Consider the following 18,318-nt stretch of genomic DNA (forward strand, 5'->3'; position numbering starts at 1 on the left):
TCTTCTCCTCTTTGTGCGCGATTCGTTCCTGGGGGTTGGTCTGCCGGGCTAGAACTGCGACAGGAAGCGCATGTCTCCCGTCATGAGCATGCGCAGGTCGGGCAGGTCGTAGCGCAGGCACGCGATGCGCTCGATGCCCATGCCGAAGGCGAAGCCCGTGTACTTCTCGGGGTCGATGCCGCAGTACTCGAAGACGTTGGGGTCGACCATGCCGGCGCCCATGATCTCGAGCCAGCCGGTCCCCTTGCAGAAGCGGCAGCCCTTCCCCCCGCAGACGCTGCAGGAGACGTCGACCTCGCAGCTGGGCTCGGTGAAGGGGAAGAAGTGCGGGCGGTAGCGCGTGGCGCGGTCCTTGCCGAAGATCTCGCGCAGGAAGTAGTCCATGGTGCCCTTGAAGTCGCCGAAGGTGATGCCCTCGTCCACGACGAGGCCCTCGACCTGCGTGAACTGGGGGAGGTGGTTGGCGTCGGCCGTGTCGGGGCGGAAGACCGTGCCCGGGCAGATCATGTAGATGGGCGGCTTCTGGCGCTCCATCACGTGCACCTGGACGCCGGAGGTCTGGGTGCGCAGGAGCACGTCGGACTCGCCCTGGACGTGGACCTCCTTGCCCTCGGGGGCGTTGTCGACCACGTAGAAGGTGTCCTTGGCCGAGCGGCTGGGATGGTCCTCGGGGGCGTTGAGCGCGGTGAAGTTGTACCAGGTGGTCTCGACGTAGGGACCGTCCTCGACGGTGTAGCCCAGGCCGCAGAAGATGTCCTCGACCTCCTCGCGAATCTGGCTGATGAGGTGCTGGGTGCCCAGGGTGAGCCGGCGGCCGGGCAGCGTGACGTCGCAGGCGTCGGCGGCCATCTTGCGCTCCATGAGCTCCTGGCCGAGCTCCTCCCTGCGCGCCTTGAGGGCCGCCTCGACGTTGCCGCGGACGGTGTTGGCGAGCTGGCCCATCACGGGACGCTCCTCCGGGGCGAGCTTGCCCATCGAGCGCATGATCTGGGTGAGCGAGCCCTTCTTGCCCAGCACGCTCACGCGCAGGGCCTCGAGGGCCTCCGTGCTCTGTGCGGCGGCAAGGCCCTCCGCCACCTGTGCCTCAATCGACTTGAGGTCGTCGGACATCGACATGCGGCTTCTCCTTTCGCAAACAAAAACCGTCCCCGGGCGCGCACGTGCCCAAGGACGGAATGACTTCCGCGGTACCACCTCGGTTGGCGCGAGGGTTGTCTCTCCCGCGCGCCCGCTCTTTGCGCCCCGTTCCGTGGGGCCGACGGCTTCCCTACTGAGCGTGCAAAGGGGACAGGCACTTTCGCACGCTGCGAACGTCGCCCCCCTCGCGCGCGTGCGAAAGTGCCTGTCCCCTTTGCACGCTGCGCCGTTCAGGTCGCGGCTGGTGGAGTGAACTCCGGGCCTCTGCCTTGGAGGGGGCTCTCAGCCGGTGACCCCCATCTCTTGTCCGCTGGCAACGCGACGCCCGAACCTCTCCGTCATAGCCTAACGTGACATGGTAGCACAGTCGGGGCCATGGGGGCAGGCGAGGCGAGGGAGAACAGGGGCGCCTACGCCAGGTGGACTCCGGACCCCGCCGCCGCCTCGAGCCACGCGATGTAGGTGTTGGGGTAGTGGCTCGCGAGCAGGCGGCCCAGGTCGATCTGGGCGCACGCCGCGGCGAGCTGCACGATGCCCGCCGGGGACACCAGCTCGGAGAAGCTCGACGCCCGCTGAGCGATGCCGCGGACGAAGCTCTCGACGACCTCGCGGTCGGCGGGGTCCGCCGCGCACTCGGCGCCCATCGTCTCCGCGTACGACGCCCGCATGGCGTCGAGCAGCTCGGCGAAGTCGGCGTCCCCCTGCTCGGGCAGGCTCACGTCACGTCCGTAGCGCGCGTACCCCCACGCCTCCAGGGGGAGCTGCGGCACGAGGTCGGAGGGGTTGATCACGTTGAAGATGTTGTCATAGGCGCAGGAGCGCGCCTCCGGCGACGACGTGCAGTTGGGTGCGGCAAAGGTGTAGGCGCGCACGTCGCCGGCCGTCGCCAGCGCGCGGCTGCCGTCGGCGACGTCGTCGGCGTAGCTCGCCAGCAGGTTGGCGACCGCGCCGCCGCGACTGTGCCCGCAGAAGAGGTAGGAGCGCTCCACCCCGGGCTCGAGGTCGCTGGCGCGCGCCTCGAGGTCCGCCACGATCTCGCTCGCCGCGATGGTGAAGCCGAGGTGGTCCTCGTCCTCCCCCGCGCCCGCGGCGCCCGTCGCGCCCTCGATCTTGATGTTCGAGAGCCACTCGGAGCCGTACGACCCACGGACGACCACGACGACGAGCTCCTTCTCGGCCCCCGTCCGCGAGGACACGATCCGCTTGGTCGCCAGCGTGTAGGCGACCACGTCCGTTCCGTCCACGACCCCGATGACCTCGTCGAGGATCTCGCTGCGATAGCGGTACGACGCGGTGCACACCTCATCGAATCCGAGCGCGGCGAAGGCGTGCTCCGCATACGCCGGGGAGGTCGACCCCTGCTGGTAGTAGGCGCTCTCGGCGTTGGCCACGGCCGAGAGAACGGCGCAGGTATGGGCAAGCTCGGCGTTGTACGCGCTCGCGTCCTCGAAGAACCAGTCATCGTTCCAGCCGACCCGCGACTCCACGCGATGTCCCTCGCCCGAGAAGAGCGCGGCGTACTCGATGTCCGTCTCGAAGGCGCCCGTTCGCTCGGCGGCGTCGACCTCGGGGGCGCTCACCGCGTTGACGCCGGCGACGCGCTCGAGCCTGCGCGCGTGCAGAACCGCCGCACCCGCAAGCGTGGCGCTGTCGAGCAGCGTCACGGCCACGAGCGCGGCGAGCAGCAGGCTGCGACGCCTCGGGAGTCCGCGATGTCTGCCAAGCCTCCGCATGCAACCTCCGTCCGGGCCCTTTTGACCATGATACCCGGCGGTTTGCCCTTCGCGGGGCAGGAGGCGCAACATGACGAAAGCGTTAGGTGGGGCGGCGAGGGGCCGGGTGAAACGGCTCGCGGCGGGGCGCCTCGCAGGGCACCCCGCCGCGCTCGGGGGGACGGTCCGGTCCGCGCGCCCGTCTAGGCGCGCGAGATCCAGATCGGCGACGCCCAGGCGGTCTGGCCGTCTGCCTGGACGACCTTCACGAACCAGCTCTGCTCGCGCTCCTCGGGACGGACCGCGAAGGAGTCCTCGACCTCGTAGAGGTCGGACGCAAAGCCCTGGTATACCTTGATCTTGTAGGCGTTGTGGTACCACGCGTCACTGCGGTAGTACTCCTCGATGCCCGCGGTCCTGCGCACGAGCTCCTTGGCCTCGTCCTCGAAGACCTCGAGGAAGCTGCCCGCGAGGATCTTCCCGACCGGCCACTCGAAGCGCTCGCCGCAGACCTCCATGGTCACGGTGCCGTCGAGCGGCGCCTGGATCTCGAAGACGTAGCCCTCGGTGCGCATGGAGCTGTCGCGCACCCAGTGCGTTCCGCCGACCTTCTGCGACTTGGCAACAAAGCTGACGCTCTTCTCGTCCACGATCTCGTGACGGTTGTCGAAGCTGCTGAAGACCGGCTCCACGGAGACCACCGAGCCCGTCGTGGAGAGCGTGCCCTCCCAGGTCCTCTCGGTCGCCTCGGGGAAGTACTTGACGTTGGGTCCCCAGCCGAACTCCACGCGGAACTTGAAGCGCACGGTGCCGTCCTCGGACGGCTCGGGCGCGCGCCAGCGGACCACGTGCACGTCATCGAGGTCGCCGTCGCGGTAGAGCTCGATGCGCTCGACCTTGGAGTTGGCGTGCGCGCGAACCTTGAGCTCGACCTCCTCGGCGTCGGTCGTGAAGACCGACCCGAGCGGGTGGCCCTCCGCCTCGGTCCACACGTCGATGCGCGAGCCCGTGAAGCCGAACGTGCGGCGCGAGGTCAGCGCGTCCCAGATGGCGTCCTTGCTGTAGTCGTCCGCCCAGACGCCCGCGCGGCCGTACTTGACCATGGCGGGGACCTCGTGGTTGTCGCCGGAGCAGATGAGGCCGAAGTGCTTGCCGCGCTTGAGCCCGGCAACGACGCTCGTCCCGTCCACGCGCGGGCCCATGTGGATGTGACGCTCCATGGGGATCGAGGTGGCGTCGCGCTCCGAGCTGCCGTGGTGGGAGAAGATCTCGGCCACGGGCGAGAAGGACTCGTCGTGGGTGTCCCAGTTCTTGCCGCGGTTGCCCAGCGAGTACGCGAGGTGGTGCGGGATCCCGATCACGTCCTGGCCGCGGTAGGTCTCGACGAGCTCCTGGTAGCGAGCCGGAAGCTCGATCTCTCCCGACGTCTTGAAGTAGACGTTGTGGTCGCCGTCCTCGCCGGTTCCCTGCCACTCGAAGCCCGGGAAGCAGACGAACCCGTCCTCACGCTCGCGACGCTCCAGGAACGCGAGGATGCGCTGCCACTGCTCGCGCATGAGGTCGCGGTCCATCTCGCGCTCTGTGCCGAAGCCCCCGGGCAGCTCGACCATCTGATAGGGGTAGTAGGCCAGCGTGAAGAAGTCGCTCACGCGCTCGCAGTGCTCGAACCACGCCTCGAGCTCGTCGATCTGGCCGGGGTGGAGGTTGAGGTGGAGGTCGGTGATGTAGCTCTTGTAGTTCATCGCGTTCCTTACATGATTCCGGTGACGACCATGACCGCGGCGAAGATCAAGATGGCGACGATCAGCTTGTTGGCGGACCACCCCTTCTTGGAGACGAGCAGGTAGCTCACGAGCGCGATCACCAGCGGCACGAGGTTGGGCATGATCTTGTCCAGGATCTCCTGGAGGTTGATGACCATGTCGCCGGACGTGTAGGTGAAGGCGATGGGGGCGCTGATGGTGGTCGCCGCCACGCCGCCGATGACGATCAGGCCGACGATGGTGAGGGCGGTGGTGATCTTGTCCTTGAGCTCGACGTTGGTGAGCAGCTTCACCGCGTCGGCGCCGAGGTCGTAGCCCTTGACGAAGAGGAAGTACTTGAGCGGGATGACGATGCCGCACCACAGGGCGAGGAACACGATCGGGCCGAGCGGGTTGCCGCCGGCGGAGAGGCCGATGCCGATGGAGAGCAGGATCGGGTTGATCGTGCCCACCAGGATGGAGTCGCCGATGCCGGCGAAGGGCCCCATGAGGGCGTTCTTGGTGCTCTGGATGATCTCGTCGTCGAAGGACGGGTCGTTGGCCTTCTCCTCCTCGAGGGCCAGGCAGATGCCCGGGATGATGGCGCCGAGCTGCGGCTCGGTGTTGAAGAAGGTCATGTTGCGCTGCAGCGCGCGGGACAGGCCCTCCTTGTCGCCCTCGTAGAGCTTCTCGAGCGAGCCGGAGAGGCTGTGGCAGAAGGGCGTGCCCATCATGCGCTCGTAGTTCTGGGAGGCCAGGCAGAAGAACGCCCAGCGCCATGCGGCCGTGGAGACGTCGCGCTTGCTGAGGTGGACCTCGTGCTTGGCGCCCGTAGCACCGGAATGAGTCTGCTCGGTCATGTTATCGCTCCTCGTAGTTTCCGTCTTCGTCCTCGTAGATCGCGGCCGCCTCGAGCGCGGACGCAGCCTGGGTGCCGTTGCCGTTGTAGCGAGCCATCACGTAGATGAGGGCGAACGCCAGGGCAATGAACACCAGCGAGGTCGTGGTGAGGGAGAAGGACGAGACGAGCACCCAGCCCAGGACGAACAGGGCGATCATCCACTTCTCCTGGACGATCTGGTTGAGCAGGATGGCGAAGCCCAGCGCGGGCAGCATCTTGCCGCCGATGGCAAGCCAGTCGATGACCACCTGCGGCAGGGCCGCGAAGAGGCCCTCGGCGAAGCCCGAGCCGAGGTAGCAGGCCAGGGTCACGATGAAGAAGCGCTCGGCGAACTCGATGAGCTGGCCGCAGAGGTTGGCCACGCGGATGCCGCGGGCGTCGCCGGCGGCGGCGCACTTGTCGGCGCGGTGGGGCCAGATGGCGTTGAAGGTCATCGTGAAGTTGTGAAGCGCAACGCCGAGGGCGCCCACGGGAATGGCCAGCGCGACGGCCATCTCGGAGCTGCCGCCGGCGACGATGGCGAGCGGGATGCCGATGTAGGCCGCGAGGTTGAGGTCAGAGGGAACCGCGCCGCCCGGGGTGATCTGACCGATGAAGATGGCCTGCACGGCAACGCCGCACAGCACGCCCGCCGTGACGTCGCCCAGGATGACGCCGCAGATGAGACCGGCCACGAGGGGGCGTCCGATGCCGTACCAGCCGCCGGTGGTGCCGCAGAGCCAGGGCACCTGGTTTCTGCCCAGGTACGCGAAGAGGCCGATGAGGGCCGCCTGCCAAAGTTCCATGCTTCCTCCTTGCTTACTTGCTGACTATCTCGACGAAGTCGATCTGCGGGTCTGCAGGGACCTGACGCGCCGTGAAGGCGGTGCCCTTCTTGGCGAGGTCGCGCACGACCTGCGCCTCGCGCTCGGTGAGGTTCACGCACTTGACATAGGTCGTCGTGTCCGGGCGGTTGGGAACGTTGCCCAGGTCGACGAGGTCGAAGTGCCAGCCGAGCTCGTCGAGGGCGGCCAGGGTCTCAACGCGCGTCATCACCACGAGCACGCGGTCCCCCGGGTAGGAGCGCTCGTCGGACAGGCGCTCCACTGCCTTCTTGGTCGAGAGGATCGAGAGCTTGACCGAGGCGGGCTTGGCCATCTTGAGGGCCATCTTCTGCGTCTCGTCGCGCACGGCCACGTCGTCGATCACCACGATGCGGGTGGCACCCGTGCGCGGCACCCATGCCGTCGCAACCTGGCCGTGGATGCCGCGCGCGTCAACGCGCACGCCCACGATCTGCTGGGGCTCGTCCGAGGAGACCGAGGGCGCGGCGACCCTGCGGGCGGGCGCATAGGGCTTCTCGGTCCCCGCGGCGAGCGCCTTGACGTCGTGGATGGCCTCGTGGCCGGTCGCGACGATGCCCGCCGCGTCGGCCTCCTCCATGGCGGCGGAGATCACCATGGCGAGGTTCATGCCCGACACCACGCTCACGCGCTCGTCGCTCGCGTAGTGCTCGAGCGCGGCGTTGCAGGGCGAGCCGCCCATGAGGTCGGCGATCACGCGGACCGACTCGCAGCCCGAGAGCTCCTCGTCGAGCGCCGCGAGCTTGCGCTCGAGGTCCTCCTTGCCGTCATCCGGGGAGAGGCACACCGTACGTATGTCCTCACGCTCCCCCACGATCATCTCCACGGAGCCCCTCATTGCCTCGGGCAGCGCTCCGTGGCCCACCAAAACGATTGCGTTCAAGCGGTCCTCCCTCTCTCGTATCCAACACGGCCGCCACGCGGCAGCCGATGGCCCCTAGGCCATGCCCCGCTCGCGCACCGAGAAGTGCTCGCCGAGGCTCTCGTAGTCCGCGGGGTCCTTGGACCCCGCCGCCACGCACTCGCGGCGGTTCACCTTCCACTCGGGGCGGATGCGAATCGGGCCCTCGAGCAGCGGGTCGCCGGTGCGGCGCATGAAGTCGTCGAGCCGCGCGCGCATTTCGTCGAGCACGTCCGCGTAGCGCGGGTCCTCCGCAACGTTGTTAGTCTCGAACGTGTCGTAGGCCAGGTCGTAGAGGCACTCGGCGTCCTTGGTGACGTCGGCGAGGCCGAGGTTCTCCTCGTAGTAGTTCTTCACGATCGACCCGTCGATGTTCGACTGGTTGAGGCGCAGCCAGCCCGTGTCAAAGAAGCGCAGGTACTTGTATCGGGCGGTGCGAACGGAGCGCACGGGCTCGTAGGAGGTGTGGAAGTTGATCTCCGCGTAGACCGCGTCGTCGCCCGGGTCCTGCTCGCCGCGGAAGATGCCCGCGTGGCTGGTACCCTCGAGATAGTCGGGCAGCTCGATGCCGAGCAGGTCAAGGAGGGTCGGCACCACGTCGATGTGCGAGACGAGCCCGTCGAAGCTGCGACCCTGCGCGCGGGAGCCCGGCACGCGCATGGCGAGCAGCACCCCCGTGCCCGCGTCGAGCAGCGTGCACTTCTCGAACGGGTAGGCCAGCCCGTGGTCCGTGGTGAGCACGACGATGGTGTCCTCGTAGCGGCCGCTCTCGCGCAGCGCGTCGAGCACGAACCCGTAGTTGGCGTCGGCCATGGAGACGCTCTTCTTGAAGCACGCGTAGTCGGCGCGCGTCACCTCGTTGTTGGGGATGTTCACCGGCGGCTGGGCGTAGTCGGCGACGCCGGGGTCGGCATCGGGCCACGCCCGGTGCGTCGCGTGCTGGCCAAACGAGACGAAGAACGGGCGCTCCCCGTCATAGGACCTGATCCACTCCGCCAGGCGCTCGGCGTTCCTGCGGTCCCACACCACAAGGTCCTTCTCGGCGTACCCCGCGGCGTCGGCCGTGAGGTCCTCCTCGTAGCCGAGGGCCTCCGGGGCGAGCTGGTGGTCGGTGTAGTAGCCGACCTCGTGCTGGACGCCGCAGAGCACGCTGAGGAAGCCCTCGTGCGCGAGCAGGCGCGCGAGGTGGCGCGACCCGTCGATGTGAAACCCGCGCTGCGCGAGGCCGAGCATGCCGTTCTGGTGCGGGTAGGTGCCCGTGAGCAGGCCCGCGCGACTCGGGGAGCACGTGGGCGCCACGCAGAACGCCTGCTGGAAGAGCATCGCATCCTCACAGAACTCCTGGATGCGGGGAGTCTCGACGGCGTAGCCGTAGGGGGAGATCACGCGTCCCGTGTCATGGGTGTGCAGGTAGAGAACGTTCACGCTGGCTCCTTCGGTCGCGCGGGACGAGATGGTGCACGTTACTCGTCCATGCTAGAGGCCTTGGAACAAATTCCAACACATGAGTGGAACGTGTTCCGCTCAATGGTAGAATTTATTCCGTGAACGTTATGTGAATGCGGAATTAATTTCAGATTAGGGCGCCCCCGGCTCTACGACCGGCCCTCTCCCCCATCGAGCAGGTGCGCGATCTCGTTGAGCAGGCACTCCACGTACATGAACACGATGATCTGGTCCTCGAGGAGACCGGCAGCGTAGTCGCTGCTGATCCAAGGGAGAACCACGGCCTCGGAGGCGCTCTTGATGAAGGGGAGCTTGGGGTTCATCGTCACGAGCAGCACGTCGCAGCCGCGCTCCACGAGCGACGACATGAGCGTTCCGTACGACTTGCTCCCGCGCCCGTTCATGGACATGACGATGCAGAGGTCCCCCGGCCCGAGGATGGTCGAGATGTCGTCCATGACCTGCTCGTCCGAGGTGGTCTGGTTGAAGATGCCAATACGGAAGAGCCGCAGCGAGAGCTGCTTGACGCTCTCGTAGGTGCGGTTGGCGCCCCAGATGCTGATGCGGCGCGCGTTCAGGATGAGGCGCGCGAACCGCGCGAGCTGCGCCTTGTCCAGCCCGTCCGTCGTCTTCCTGAGATAGGCGGAGTAGGCGTTGGCGAGGTTGTCGTGGGACGAGAGCTCCCCGCCCACGTCCGCGCCCTCGTCCGCGTCAGCGCCGTGCGAGAGGAGCTGGCGGTTCATGCAGAAGCGGAACTCCGCGTAGCCGCTGTAACCTATCCGCTGGCACATGCGCATGATGGCGGTCGAGCTGAGGCCCGCCTCGCGGGCCACCGCGGCGATGGTCTTGTTGACCACCGAGGTCGGGTGCTCGATGAAGTAGTGCGCGGCTGCCTCCTCCGAGGGGGTGAAGTCCCCAAGGTGCGCCCTGAGCCGCTCGATCGGTCCGTCTGCCATGTGTCTCCCGCCTCGCTCGTTTCCGAGACGTATCGTCGCACGGCGAGCCGCGTGGCGCAAACGTCGAGACGGAGCCTCTGGCAAAAAAGGGCCGCGAGAAGGACCTCTTTTCGTCAAGGGCTCCTTCTCGGCGCGGAGGGAAGGTCGGCCGCCCCTCTCGAGGGTTTGTCGAGAGGGGCGCGGCCGCAGATCGCGTCGAGCGGAGGGGCTATGCGTCCAGCCCCAGGCGGGCGAACTGGTCGTCCGGCGCCTGCGCCTCGCGCATGGCGCGAACGAGCAGCCCCTCCATCCGGGCGCGCACCGCCTCGTCCTCGACCTCCGTCGTCTGACCGGGGTCGAGCTCCAGGTCGAAGAGGTGGTCTTCGTTCGCGTGCGCCCCACCGTCCTTGACGAGGGCCTCGGGGCCGCTCGGGACGCGATAGACCGGATAGGGCACGCGTGGCAGGAAGCGACCCGCCTCGATCTGGTCGCCCCTGCCCCTGCCGAGCCAGTCGCGAATCGTGGTGAGGCTCGTGGTGTACTCGTGGCACCTGGTCTGGTCGCGCCCCCCGCGGAAGTACGTGTAGCGCCCGTCCGTCACGTTCACCGCGCACCCGAACGTGCCGTAGAGGGCATAGTCGTGAATCGCCTCGCCCCTCTCGGCCACCGCCCTGAGGGAGCGGCCCATGACGGTCTCGGGCACATCGACCCCCTGGTAGTCGAGAATCGTCGGCATGAGGTCGATGTTCTGAGTGAGCTCCGAGCGCACTTCCCCCGCGTGCGCGCCGCCCGGGAAGTGCACGATGAGCGGAATGTTGGCAATCTCGTTGTAGGCGGGCATGTAGTTCTTGCCGATGTACTCGCGCTCGCCGAAGCAGTAGCCGTGGTCGGTCGTGAGGACGATGAGCGCGTCGTCGTACATCCCCGCCTTCTTGAGGTGGTCGATGAAGTCGCCGAAGTGTCGGTCGGTCATCGTGACGAGCGCCTGGTAGCGACGGAGCAGGTGCGCCATGGCGGCATCCGTCTCCTCGTCGCGACGGTGATAGCGCGGCAGCTCGAAGAACGGGCCGTCGTAGTCGTCGCCGTAGAGGTCGAGGTAGTCCCGCGGCACGTTGAAGGGCTCGTGCGGGTCGAAGGTCTCGACCATGAGCATGAAGTCCTCGGCCCCGCGGTTGTCGTCGACCCAGCGCTTTGCCGCCTCGAAGCACTCCACGCTGGAGAACTCCTCCTCGCGCGTAATGCGCGTGCGGTTGCACTGGTACTGGCGCTTGACGTCGCCGAAGTAGCGCTCGGGCTCCCAGGGGTCGTCGATGAGCGATACCCATGGGTCGCTCTCCTGCCCGCGGAAGAACTCGTAGGTGTTGAACTGCTGACAGTAGTTCTCGCCACCGATCCTGAAGTAGTGCGCGTGGTCCGTGATCATGTGGGAGCGCACCCCGCCGCGCTCGAAGAGCACCTTGGGGAGGGTGACGTCACCGATCTCGATTGGCCCCCAGCTGCGCTCCAGGAAGTTGGTTCGCCCGCAGAAGAGGTCGTGGCGGGCCGGCATGCAGGGCATGGACCCCACGAAGTGGCTGTCGAAGCGGCAGGACTCCTCGGCAAAGCGCGAGATGTTGGGCGTCATGCAGCTCGTGGCGGGGTTGTAGCAGCTCAGGAAGTCGCGGCGCAGAGTGTCCATCAGGACGACAATGGTTCTCACGACGCCTCCTACTCATCCTCGTCGAGGCTGTCCGCCTCGAGGTCGTTGACGTAGACGATGGCATCCCGGGCTCCCGCGACCAGCTCGTCGACCCGCTCGGGCGAGAAGGGCTCGGGTCCCGCAAGCGCCACCTCGAGCACGAGCGGCAGGTTCATGCCGCAGATGAGGTGGACGCGCTCGCCCATGTAGGGAAAGAAGCGCTGCGTGACGCTGCCGCCGAGCATGTCCGTGAAGACGAACGTCTCCCCCTCTGGGTCGAGGGAGGCCATGAGCCCGGCCACGCGCTCCGCGAGGTCGTCCTCTGCGGGGTCGACGTAGGCGCAGAGCACGTGAGCGGAGTCGTACCCCGTCACGAAGCGGAGCGTGTCCGCGAGCCCCTGGGCAAGCCGGTCATGCGAGGCGATGACGATGTTTCTCATGCCGCTCCCCTAGCTCAGGATCCCGAACGCCGCGCACACCATGGAGATCACGACGATGATGAGGATGAGAACGCTGATGGAGACCTTATTGCCCTTGACGAGACGGTAGCACACGAACGTCGCGAGCACGGGCAGCAGGAACGGGAAGATCTGGTCGAGGATGGACTGGATCTCCGTCACAGACTCGCCCGCCGTGAAGGTGAGCGGGGTCGTGATCTTGACGACGGAGGGAATGAGCGCCCCGCCCACGACCAGACCCAGAATCGCCAGGGTCTCGGTGAGCATGCTGACCCTGTCGCCGAGCATGCTGATGAGCTTGGTGCCCGAGGTGTAGCCAAACTCGAACATCCAGACGCGGACGAACATGAAGGCGATGTTGAGCGCGAGCCAGATGAGCGTGAGCGAGATGTTGCCCTGCAGCGCGAGGCTCCCCGCGATCGACCCCATGATGGTGGGGTAGAGCACCCAGATGAGCGAGTCGCCGATGCCCGCCATCGGCCCCATGAGGGCGACCTTGAAGCCCTGCACGGCCTCCTTCGCGGCGATGCCGCCCTCGTCCTCGATGCCGAGCGCTGCCCCCAGGACGAGGTTTGCCATCCATGGGTGGGCGTTGAAGTAGTTGAAGTGGTTGTTCAGCGCCTCGACGTACTCGTCGTCGCTCTGGTAGATCTTGCGCAGGGCGGGGCCGAGGGCAAAGACGACCGAACCGGCCTGCTGGTACTGATACGAGAAGGTGTTGACCGCCATGGGCATCCAGCGAAGGGCCGCGCGGCGGAGGTCGGCCTTGGTGAGCTTGGTCTCGTTACTCATCTTCGAGCTCTCCCATCACGGTGTTGTTGGCGGACGAGGCAGACTTGTCGGCGCAGTAGCCCCAGTAGACGAGGCAGACGATCACGCCCACGAGGGCGACGCCGAGCATGGACATGCTGAAGTAGGCGACCAGGACGAAGCCGAGCATGACCGCGGCGAAGAACTTGGACGCCGGCATGTAGGTGAGCAGCAGGGCCACGCCCACGACGGGCAGCATCTTCGAGGCGACGGTGAGTCCGCCGGTGAACCACGCCGGAAGCGCGTTGAGCACGGCGTTGACCATGTCGCCGCCCACGAAGACCGCGATGGCCATGGGGACCGCGGCCGTCAGGAACATGAGGACGGGGCCGCAGAGCAGCGTCGCGTACATCCCCTTGAAGTTGCGGTCGTTAGCGAGCTTCTGGGCGTACTGCACCAGGCCGCCGCACGCGATCTTTGCGAGGACGTCGAACTGGACCATGAGCATGGCGACCGGGATGCCGATGGCAAGGCCCGCCTCCACCCCGCCACCGCTCGTCGCCGCGATGGCGACGGCGACGACGGCGCCGACGCCGTACTCGGGGATGCTCGACCCGCCCACGGAGGCGATGCCCAGGCTCATGAGCTGGAGCGTGCCCCCGATGTAGAGGGCGGTTGCCATATCACCGACGATGAGGCCGGCGAAGACCGACGTGATGACCGGCCAGCGCAGGCCGAAGGTCATCCCGTACTTATCGACGGGGACGAGCCCCGCCAACACGATGAGCGCGATGCTCTGCCACAGTGCGAGTTGCATACGTCATCCTTTCCTCGATGCTACGAGAGCAGGTCGTCAAGGGGCTGGGGTTTCTCGGACAGCAGGTACTGGGCGTAGACCCTGGCCCCGTGGTCCGCGAGGTAGCGCAGGTCGGAGCGCTCGAGAGCGTCGAGCGTGACGCGGCGGTTGACCTCGACGACGTCACCGCCCGCCTCGCGCTGTGCCGTGGCGCCCACGTCCACCTCCTTGATGGGCACCCCCGCCCCCTCAACGAGGGCGCGCAGGGTCCCGGGCTCCCTTGCGATGATGAAGATGCTCTGCCCGGCGTACTTGTTCGCGCGGAAGTTCTCGAGCGCCGTCTCGAGCGAGATGATCGAGATCGCCGTCCCGGCGGGACGCGCGAGACGCATGCTCGACTTGGCTATCTCGTTGCCCGCGGTCTCGTCGTCCACGACCATGATTCGCTGGGCGCCCGTGTGCGGAGCCCACTGCGTGGCGACCACGCCGTGTAACAGGCGGTTGTCGATTCGTGACAGGGCTATGCGCATACCTTCCTCCTCTCCTTGTGACCGTCCCGTACGATCACCTGAGATGAGGGTAGTCAATCCGTTGCAAATAGCCGAAAAATGGTCGGTAAATGGTTATATTTGGTTATTTGCAATTCACGAAACGCCCATTCCGGGTACACTATAGCTAGCTGAAGAACGGGGGTCACATGAGCTACGAAGAGCGCAAGCAGATCATCCTGGGGGAGCTGGCCTTCTGCAACCAGCTGTCCTTTCACGAGATCGAGAAGATCGTGGACGCGGCCCCGACGACCATTCGGCGCGACCTCGCGCGGATGGCCGAGGAGGGCGTCATCGAGCGCTACCACGGCGGCGTCAAAATTGGCAGCGAGGTGGCCGAGTATTCGATGCGGCAGAAGCAGGCCATGCACAGCGAGGAGAAGCGACTGCTCGGCCAGGAGGCGGCGAGGATGCTCGCCCCCAACGAACTCGTTTTCATCGGGGGCGGGTCAACGACCTACAGCATGATCGAGTTCATCGAGGAGGCCAGCATCTCGGTCATCACCAACAGCCTCCCCCACGCCGAGTCCCTCCACCGCCGTGGGATTCGGACGTTTCTGCTCTGCGGTTTCCTGCGCACGCGAACGCGATGCCTGGGCGGCGCGGAGACCGTACGGCTCATGCGCGCGTATCACTTCGACCGCTCGTTCATCGGCGCGGGCGGGATAGGCAGTGACCTGCGGATCCTCTCCGCCGACCAGAGCGAGTACGAAATCAAGGAGGCGGCGCTCGAGCTGAGCCGGCACACCTACGTGCTCGCGGACGCCTCCAAGTTCGGGCTCACCGCCATGTACCACTCGGACTTCCTGAGTCACGAGGGGGCGACGCTCATCACCGACAATCCCACATGCGAGCGGGACGACCGCATCGTCGTCGTGCGCCCCTAGCGACGCGCCAACGCGCCTGCCGCGCTCCGAGCCGCTAGTGCGAGCGGCGCATCTCGCGCACGAACTCGCGCACCTCGTCCGGGTCCGCGCCGGGCAGGTCGAGGTCGCGCGACGAGCCGCGGGCGCCCCAGGTCACGCGCGCGCCTGCCCCTCCCTCGAGCGCGGTGACGCTCACCTCGTCGATGCGCGCCCACGCGCGGCGAACGCCGTCCGCGTAGATCCCGGCACGACCGACCCCCGTGCGCGCGACGAGCATGAGCGCCGCAAATGCCAGCAGCACCGCCCCCACGCCCAGCTGCTCGGGGCCTCGGCCCCCCGCGAAGTAGTTGACGACCGCCGCCCCAACGAAGATCGCGGGCGCAACGAAGCGCGCCGCCGTGCGCGGGACCTCGTAGACGATGCTGCCGTTCTGGTCGATGAGCAGGTAGACGGCATACGCGAGCACGGCGGCCGCGAGCACGCCCATCACGAGCGGAAGACCTCCCGGAATCGAGTCAAGCACGGTGCCTCCAATCCGGCGCACAGCGACGCGCCGAGCCCCCCTGCGCCACGTCGCACGACGCGCTACGCAAGGGCGAACTTGTAGATGTTGTACGCGTTGATGAGGATGATCAGCACCATGAGGCCCATGAAGAGCTTGTCCACGGTCTTGTCGTCGATCTTGGCGTTGACCTTGCGGCCCACGACGCCGCCCAGGATGCCGCAGACCACCATGGCCGCCAGCAGCACCAGGTCGACGCCCTCCGAGCCCCCGGAGAGAAGCGAGCTCGCCGTGCTCGTCGCCTGAGAGAACAGGATGATGTAGAGCGAGCTCGACGCGGCGCGCTTGGTGGCCATCGTGAAGAAGTAGAAGAGCACCACGAGGTTGATGGGGCCGCCGCCGATGCCCAAAAACGAGGAGCACACGCCCAGGGCGAAGCCGATGACCAGGCACGCCACCGCGGACTCGATCTTGAGCGTGGGAATCTTCTCCTTGTAGATCGTGTAGGCCAGGGTCCCCAGCGTGATCGCCAGGAGCAGGCCCGCCTGCACCGCGCCTGCCGTGTTGGGGTCGGGGAAGAGCCCCGCCACCAGCGAGAAGAGCTCCTTTCCGGCAAGGCCGCCCACCGCGGCGCCGATGGCGAGCGGGGTGTCGGTCTTGGGGTCGATCGTCGAGGTGCCGGAGATCTTGGCCTTGAGGACCGAGTAGAGCGTCATCGAGAGGACCGTGCACCCCGAGAGGAAGTTGATCGTGGCCACGTCGGCCACGCCCGTGGCATCGAGAACCGGCTTGATGATGATGCCCCCGCCGATGCCGCAGATGGCCCCGACGGTGCAGGCGAAGAAGCTGACGAGAAGCACGAGCACTTGCATGGGTGACGACCTTCCTCTTGTGGGCTAACGCGCGGCGTGCGGGAGCGGGCCCGTCACGAGTCCGCGGGCTCCTCGCGGTCGGCGGGGACGGCGGACTCGAAGGCGCTCCTCACCTGCTCGAGGTACTCGTTGGCGCGTCGCGTGTCACCCCGGTTCTCGTACTGCACCGAGAGCAGGTAGAGCAGGGTGTTGCGCTCGCCCCCCTTCGCCGATCCCAGCCTCGCCTCCATCTGCTTGATGTAGGCGGAGCTCTTCTCGGCAAAGATCCGATAGGTGCGCTCGCACTCCTCGAGCTGCTCGGCGGGGAGGCCCTCCATGCCGCGAAGCTCGTCGAGCAGCCCCTTGGCGCGGCCGTAGTCCTCCTGCTCCACGAAGAAGTTGAACGCGCGCAGCAGCAGGACCTGACGCTGCTCCGCGGTGGTCCTGAGGGCGAGCATCTCCTCGATGATGCGGCGGGTCTCCTGCTCGTTCTCGAGGCACATCTGCGCGTTGAGACGCATGTAGAGCTGGTTGTACTTGGGGTAGATGAGCTTGATCACGGGGCGGTCGAGCAGGCGCACGCACCCCTCGAAGTCGCCCTGCGAGAAGAGCGTCTGGTACCTCGAGAACACCAGGCGCTTCTGCACCTCGGTGTACACGAGGGAGATGACGCAGATCGCCACCAGGATGATGCCAACCAGCTGCACGTCCATACGTTCCTCCTCATGGGGGCGCCCCGTCCCCGGGGCGCCCGTCCTAGCACTCTAGCACTGCTCGAGCACGACCCGAGGCTTCCTTCCCACGACGAGCCCGCCGTCCTGGACGTAGCCCTCCTCACGGTCGCGCAGCTCCTCTATGAGTATCGCACGGAGCTCGGCCACGCGCTCGGCATACGCCGGGTCCCCGGAGAGGTCGCGCTCCTCGCGCGGGTCCGCGTCGAGGTCGAAGTAGCGCTCGACCCCGCTCTGCGTGAACCAGACGTACTTGTCGTGACTCGTGACGATGTACTGGTTGGACTGCTCGTAGTCGCGCGAGTGCTCGCCGTGGACGTACGCGCGCCCGAGGTCCTTCTCGCCCGTGATCTCCCCCCTGAGCGAGGAGCCGTCCACCCCCTCGGGCACCTCGACGCCCGCGAGGTCGAGCAGGGTGGGCATGACGTCCATGAGGTCGACGACGGCATCGGACGTGCGCGGGCGGGGCCGCCCGCCCGGCAGCACCTTGGACCCGACGCGAACGATGAAGGGCACGTGGGCGCTGCCCTCGTACGGGAGGACCTTGCGGAACGTGCAGTGATCGAAGAGCATCTCGCCGTGGTCCGCCGTGAAGAGCACGATGGTGTTCTCGTAGGTCTCGTCGTTCTCGAGCGAGGTGATGAGGCGGCCGATCTGGTGGTCGATGTGCGTGATGCAGCCGTAGTAGCCCGCCATGGCCTCGTGGCGCAGCGTGGCGTCGCGACAGCCGTGCGGGCTGTCGAGGACCATGCCGTCGCGCTCGGTGGCGTCCTCGTCGTCCCAGTCGCCGCGCGCCGGCTCGCGCAGCTCGCGGTCGAGATAGGGCTGGTAGTAGGCAGCGGGCGCGTCGAAGGGCGGGTGCGGGCGCACGAAGCTCGCCATGAGGAAGAACGGGCGGGTGCGGTCGCGCGTCTCGAGGAAGCGGATCGACTCGTCGACGACCCAGTTGGTGGGGTGCAGGCGCTCCTCGTAGACCCACGGGCGCGCGATCCAGGAGTTGTTCTCGACGCCCGTGCCGTTGACGTCGGCGGCGGGCCCGAGCTCGGCGCGCAGGAAGCGCAGGTAGTCGTCGGAGACGTCCTGGTGCATCCAGTGCGGGAGGTTGGCCTTGCGATAGTGGCCGATGTAGCCGTCGTGCAGGCGCAGGGTCTGGAAGCCGCAGGCCAGGCGGGGCGGGTGCACGTGCATCTTGCCCACGCAGGCGGTCTGGTACCCCGCCTCGGAGAACTCCTCCGCCATCATGTGGTCGTAGCGCCAGGCGATGCCGTCCTGGTAGCCCACGCGCCCGGCGTGGCGCGGCGTCTTGCCGGTGAGCAGCGAGGCGCGGGCCGGGATGCAGCTCGGGCACGCCGAGTAGCCGTTCTCGAAGAACGTTCCCTGCGCCGCGAGGGTGTCGAGATAGGGGGTCTTCACGTCGGGGTGCCCCGCGTACCCAAGGCAGTCCCCGCGGAACTGGTCGCACACGATCAGGACCACGTTGGGACGACGGCTCTCGAGGCAGTCGTCGGTGTCGGTTGCCATG

At 67.1% G+C, this 18,318-nt stretch carries 18 protein-coding genes; 1 reads left to right on the plus strand and 17 read right to left on the minus strand.

The genetic code is table 11. The features are described 5' to 3' along the window. Window positions 1–48: 48 nt before the first annotated feature. The 13 genes from pheS to BQ7106_RS06110 all read right to left on the minus strand — a co-directional run bounded on the left by pheS (window position 49) and on the right by BQ7106_RS06110 (window position 13,828). Window positions 49–1,116 (minus strand): phenylalanine--tRNA ligase subunit alpha, encoded by a 1,068-nt coding sequence (gene pheS, locus BQ7106_RS06050; protein ID WP_072372950.1) that lies wholly within the window; start codon window positions 1,114–1,116, stop codon window positions 49–51. A 431-nt stretch (window positions 1,117–1,547) separates the two neighbouring features. After that, entirely contained in the window at window positions 1,548–2,870 is a 1,323-nt protein-coding gene (locus BQ7106_RS06055) for a lipase family protein (RefSeq protein WP_072372963.1), read from the minus strand. Between the two features lie 182 nt (window positions 2,871–3,052). Next, complete coding sequence (locus BQ7106_RS06060) at window positions 3,053–4,591, minus strand: DUF3604 domain-containing protein (protein ID WP_072372966.1); 1,539 nt, start codon at window positions 4,589–4,591, stop codon at window positions 3,053–3,055. Window positions 4,592–4,599: 8 nt separating this feature from the next. Then, entirely contained in the window at window positions 4,600–5,451 is an 852-nt protein-coding gene (locus BQ7106_RS06065; RefSeq protein ID WP_072372969.1) for a PTS system mannose/fructose/sorbose family transporter subunit IID, read from the minus strand. 1 nt (window position 5,452) lies between these two features. Then, the gene (locus tag BQ7106_RS06070) at window positions 5,453–6,277 is read right to left on the minus strand and encodes a PTS mannose/fructose/sorbose/N-acetylgalactosamine transporter subunit IIC (RefSeq protein WP_072372972.1); all 825 of its coding nucleotides are present in this window, start codon (window positions 6,275–6,277) and stop codon (window positions 5,453–5,455) included. A 13-nt stretch (window positions 6,278–6,290) separates the two neighbouring features. Then, window positions 6,291–7,217, minus strand: a complete 927-nt coding sequence (locus tag BQ7106_RS06075; protein ID WP_072372975.1) for a PTS sugar transporter subunit IIAB — start codon at window positions 7,215–7,217, stop codon at window positions 6,291–6,293. 54 nt (window positions 7,218–7,271) lie between these two features. Further along, window positions 7,272–8,660, minus strand: a complete 1,389-nt coding sequence (locus BQ7106_RS06080) for a sulfatase family protein (RefSeq protein ID WP_072372978.1) — start codon at window positions 8,658–8,660, stop codon at window positions 7,272–7,274. Window positions 8,661–8,830: 170 nt separating this feature from the next. Continuing rightward, window positions 8,831–9,637, minus strand: a complete 807-nt coding sequence (locus BQ7106_RS06085) for a MurR/RpiR family transcriptional regulator (RefSeq protein ID WP_072372982.1) — start codon at window positions 9,635–9,637, stop codon at window positions 8,831–8,833. A 208-nt stretch (window positions 9,638–9,845) separates the two neighbouring features. Beyond that, the gene (locus tag BQ7106_RS06090) at window positions 9,846–11,315 is read right to left on the minus strand and encodes a sulfatase (RefSeq protein ID WP_072372985.1); all 1,470 of its coding nucleotides are present in this window, start codon (window positions 11,313–11,315) and stop codon (window positions 9,846–9,848) included. An 8-nt stretch (window positions 11,316–11,323) separates the two neighbouring features. After that, on the minus strand, window positions 11,324–11,734 hold the full coding sequence (locus BQ7106_RS06095; protein ID WP_072372988.1) for a PTS sugar transporter subunit IIA: 411 nt from the start codon (window positions 11,732–11,734) through the stop codon (window positions 11,324–11,326). 9 nt (window positions 11,735–11,743) lie between these two features. Further along, window positions 11,744–12,544, minus strand: a complete 801-nt coding sequence (locus BQ7106_RS06100) for a PTS system mannose/fructose/sorbose family transporter subunit IID (protein ID WP_072372991.1) — start codon at window positions 12,542–12,544, stop codon at window positions 11,744–11,746. Continuing rightward, window positions 12,537–13,319 carry a PTS mannose/fructose/sorbose/N-acetylgalactosamine transporter subunit IIC gene (locus tag BQ7106_RS06105; protein WP_072372994.1) on the minus strand — a complete coding sequence of 261 codons (783 nt, stop codon included), beginning with the start codon at window positions 13,317–13,319 and terminating at the stop codon, window positions 12,537–12,539. Before BQ7106_RS06105 ends, BQ7106_RS06100 begins: the two co-directional genes overlap by 8 nt. Before the next feature lie 20 nt (window positions 13,320–13,339). Further along, on the minus strand, window positions 13,340–13,828 hold the full coding sequence (locus tag BQ7106_RS06110) for a PTS sugar transporter subunit IIB (RefSeq protein WP_072372997.1): 489 nt from the start codon (window positions 13,826–13,828) through the stop codon (window positions 13,340–13,342). 167 nt (window positions 13,829–13,995) lie between these two features. On the opposite strand from BQ7106_RS06110, the gene BQ7106_RS06115 reads away from it, so the two are divergent. Next, window positions 13,996–14,733 carry a DeoR/GlpR family DNA-binding transcription regulator gene (locus BQ7106_RS06115; protein WP_072373000.1) on the plus strand — a complete coding sequence of 246 codons (738 nt, stop codon included), beginning with the start codon at window positions 13,996–13,998 and terminating at the stop codon, window positions 14,731–14,733. 34 nt (window positions 14,734–14,767) lie between these two features. Here the strand turns inward: BQ7106_RS06115 and BQ7106_RS06120 are convergent, their stop codons facing one another. The 4 genes from BQ7106_RS06120 to BQ7106_RS06135 all read right to left on the minus strand — a co-directional run bounded on the left by BQ7106_RS06120 (window position 14,768) and on the right by BQ7106_RS06135 (window position 18,317). After that, complete coding sequence (locus tag BQ7106_RS06120; RefSeq protein ID WP_129583810.1) at window positions 14,768–15,235, minus strand: hypothetical protein; 468 nt, start codon at window positions 15,233–15,235, stop codon at window positions 14,768–14,770. A gap of 62 nt (window positions 15,236–15,297) precedes the next feature. Beyond that, window positions 15,298–16,086: a sulfite exporter TauE/SafE family protein gene (locus BQ7106_RS06125; protein WP_072373006.1), complete on the minus strand. Its 789-nt coding sequence runs from the start codon at window positions 16,084–16,086 to the stop codon at window positions 15,298–15,300. Window positions 16,087–16,139: 53 nt separating this feature from the next. Continuing rightward, complete coding sequence (locus BQ7106_RS06130) at window positions 16,140–16,778, minus strand: hypothetical protein (RefSeq protein WP_072373010.1); 639 nt, start codon at window positions 16,776–16,778, stop codon at window positions 16,140–16,142. Window positions 16,779–16,829: 51 nt separating this feature from the next. After that, window positions 16,830–18,317, minus strand: a complete 1,488-nt coding sequence (locus BQ7106_RS06135) for an arylsulfatase (RefSeq protein ID WP_072373013.1) — start codon at window positions 18,315–18,317, stop codon at window positions 16,830–16,832. Between the last annotated feature and the right edge of the window lies 1 nt (window position 18,318).

The sequence above is a fragment of the Thermophilibacter mediterraneus genome (assembly GCF_900119385.1).
GTDB lineage: Bacteria > Actinomycetota > Coriobacteriia > Coriobacteriales > Atopobiaceae > Thermophilibacter > Thermophilibacter mediterraneus.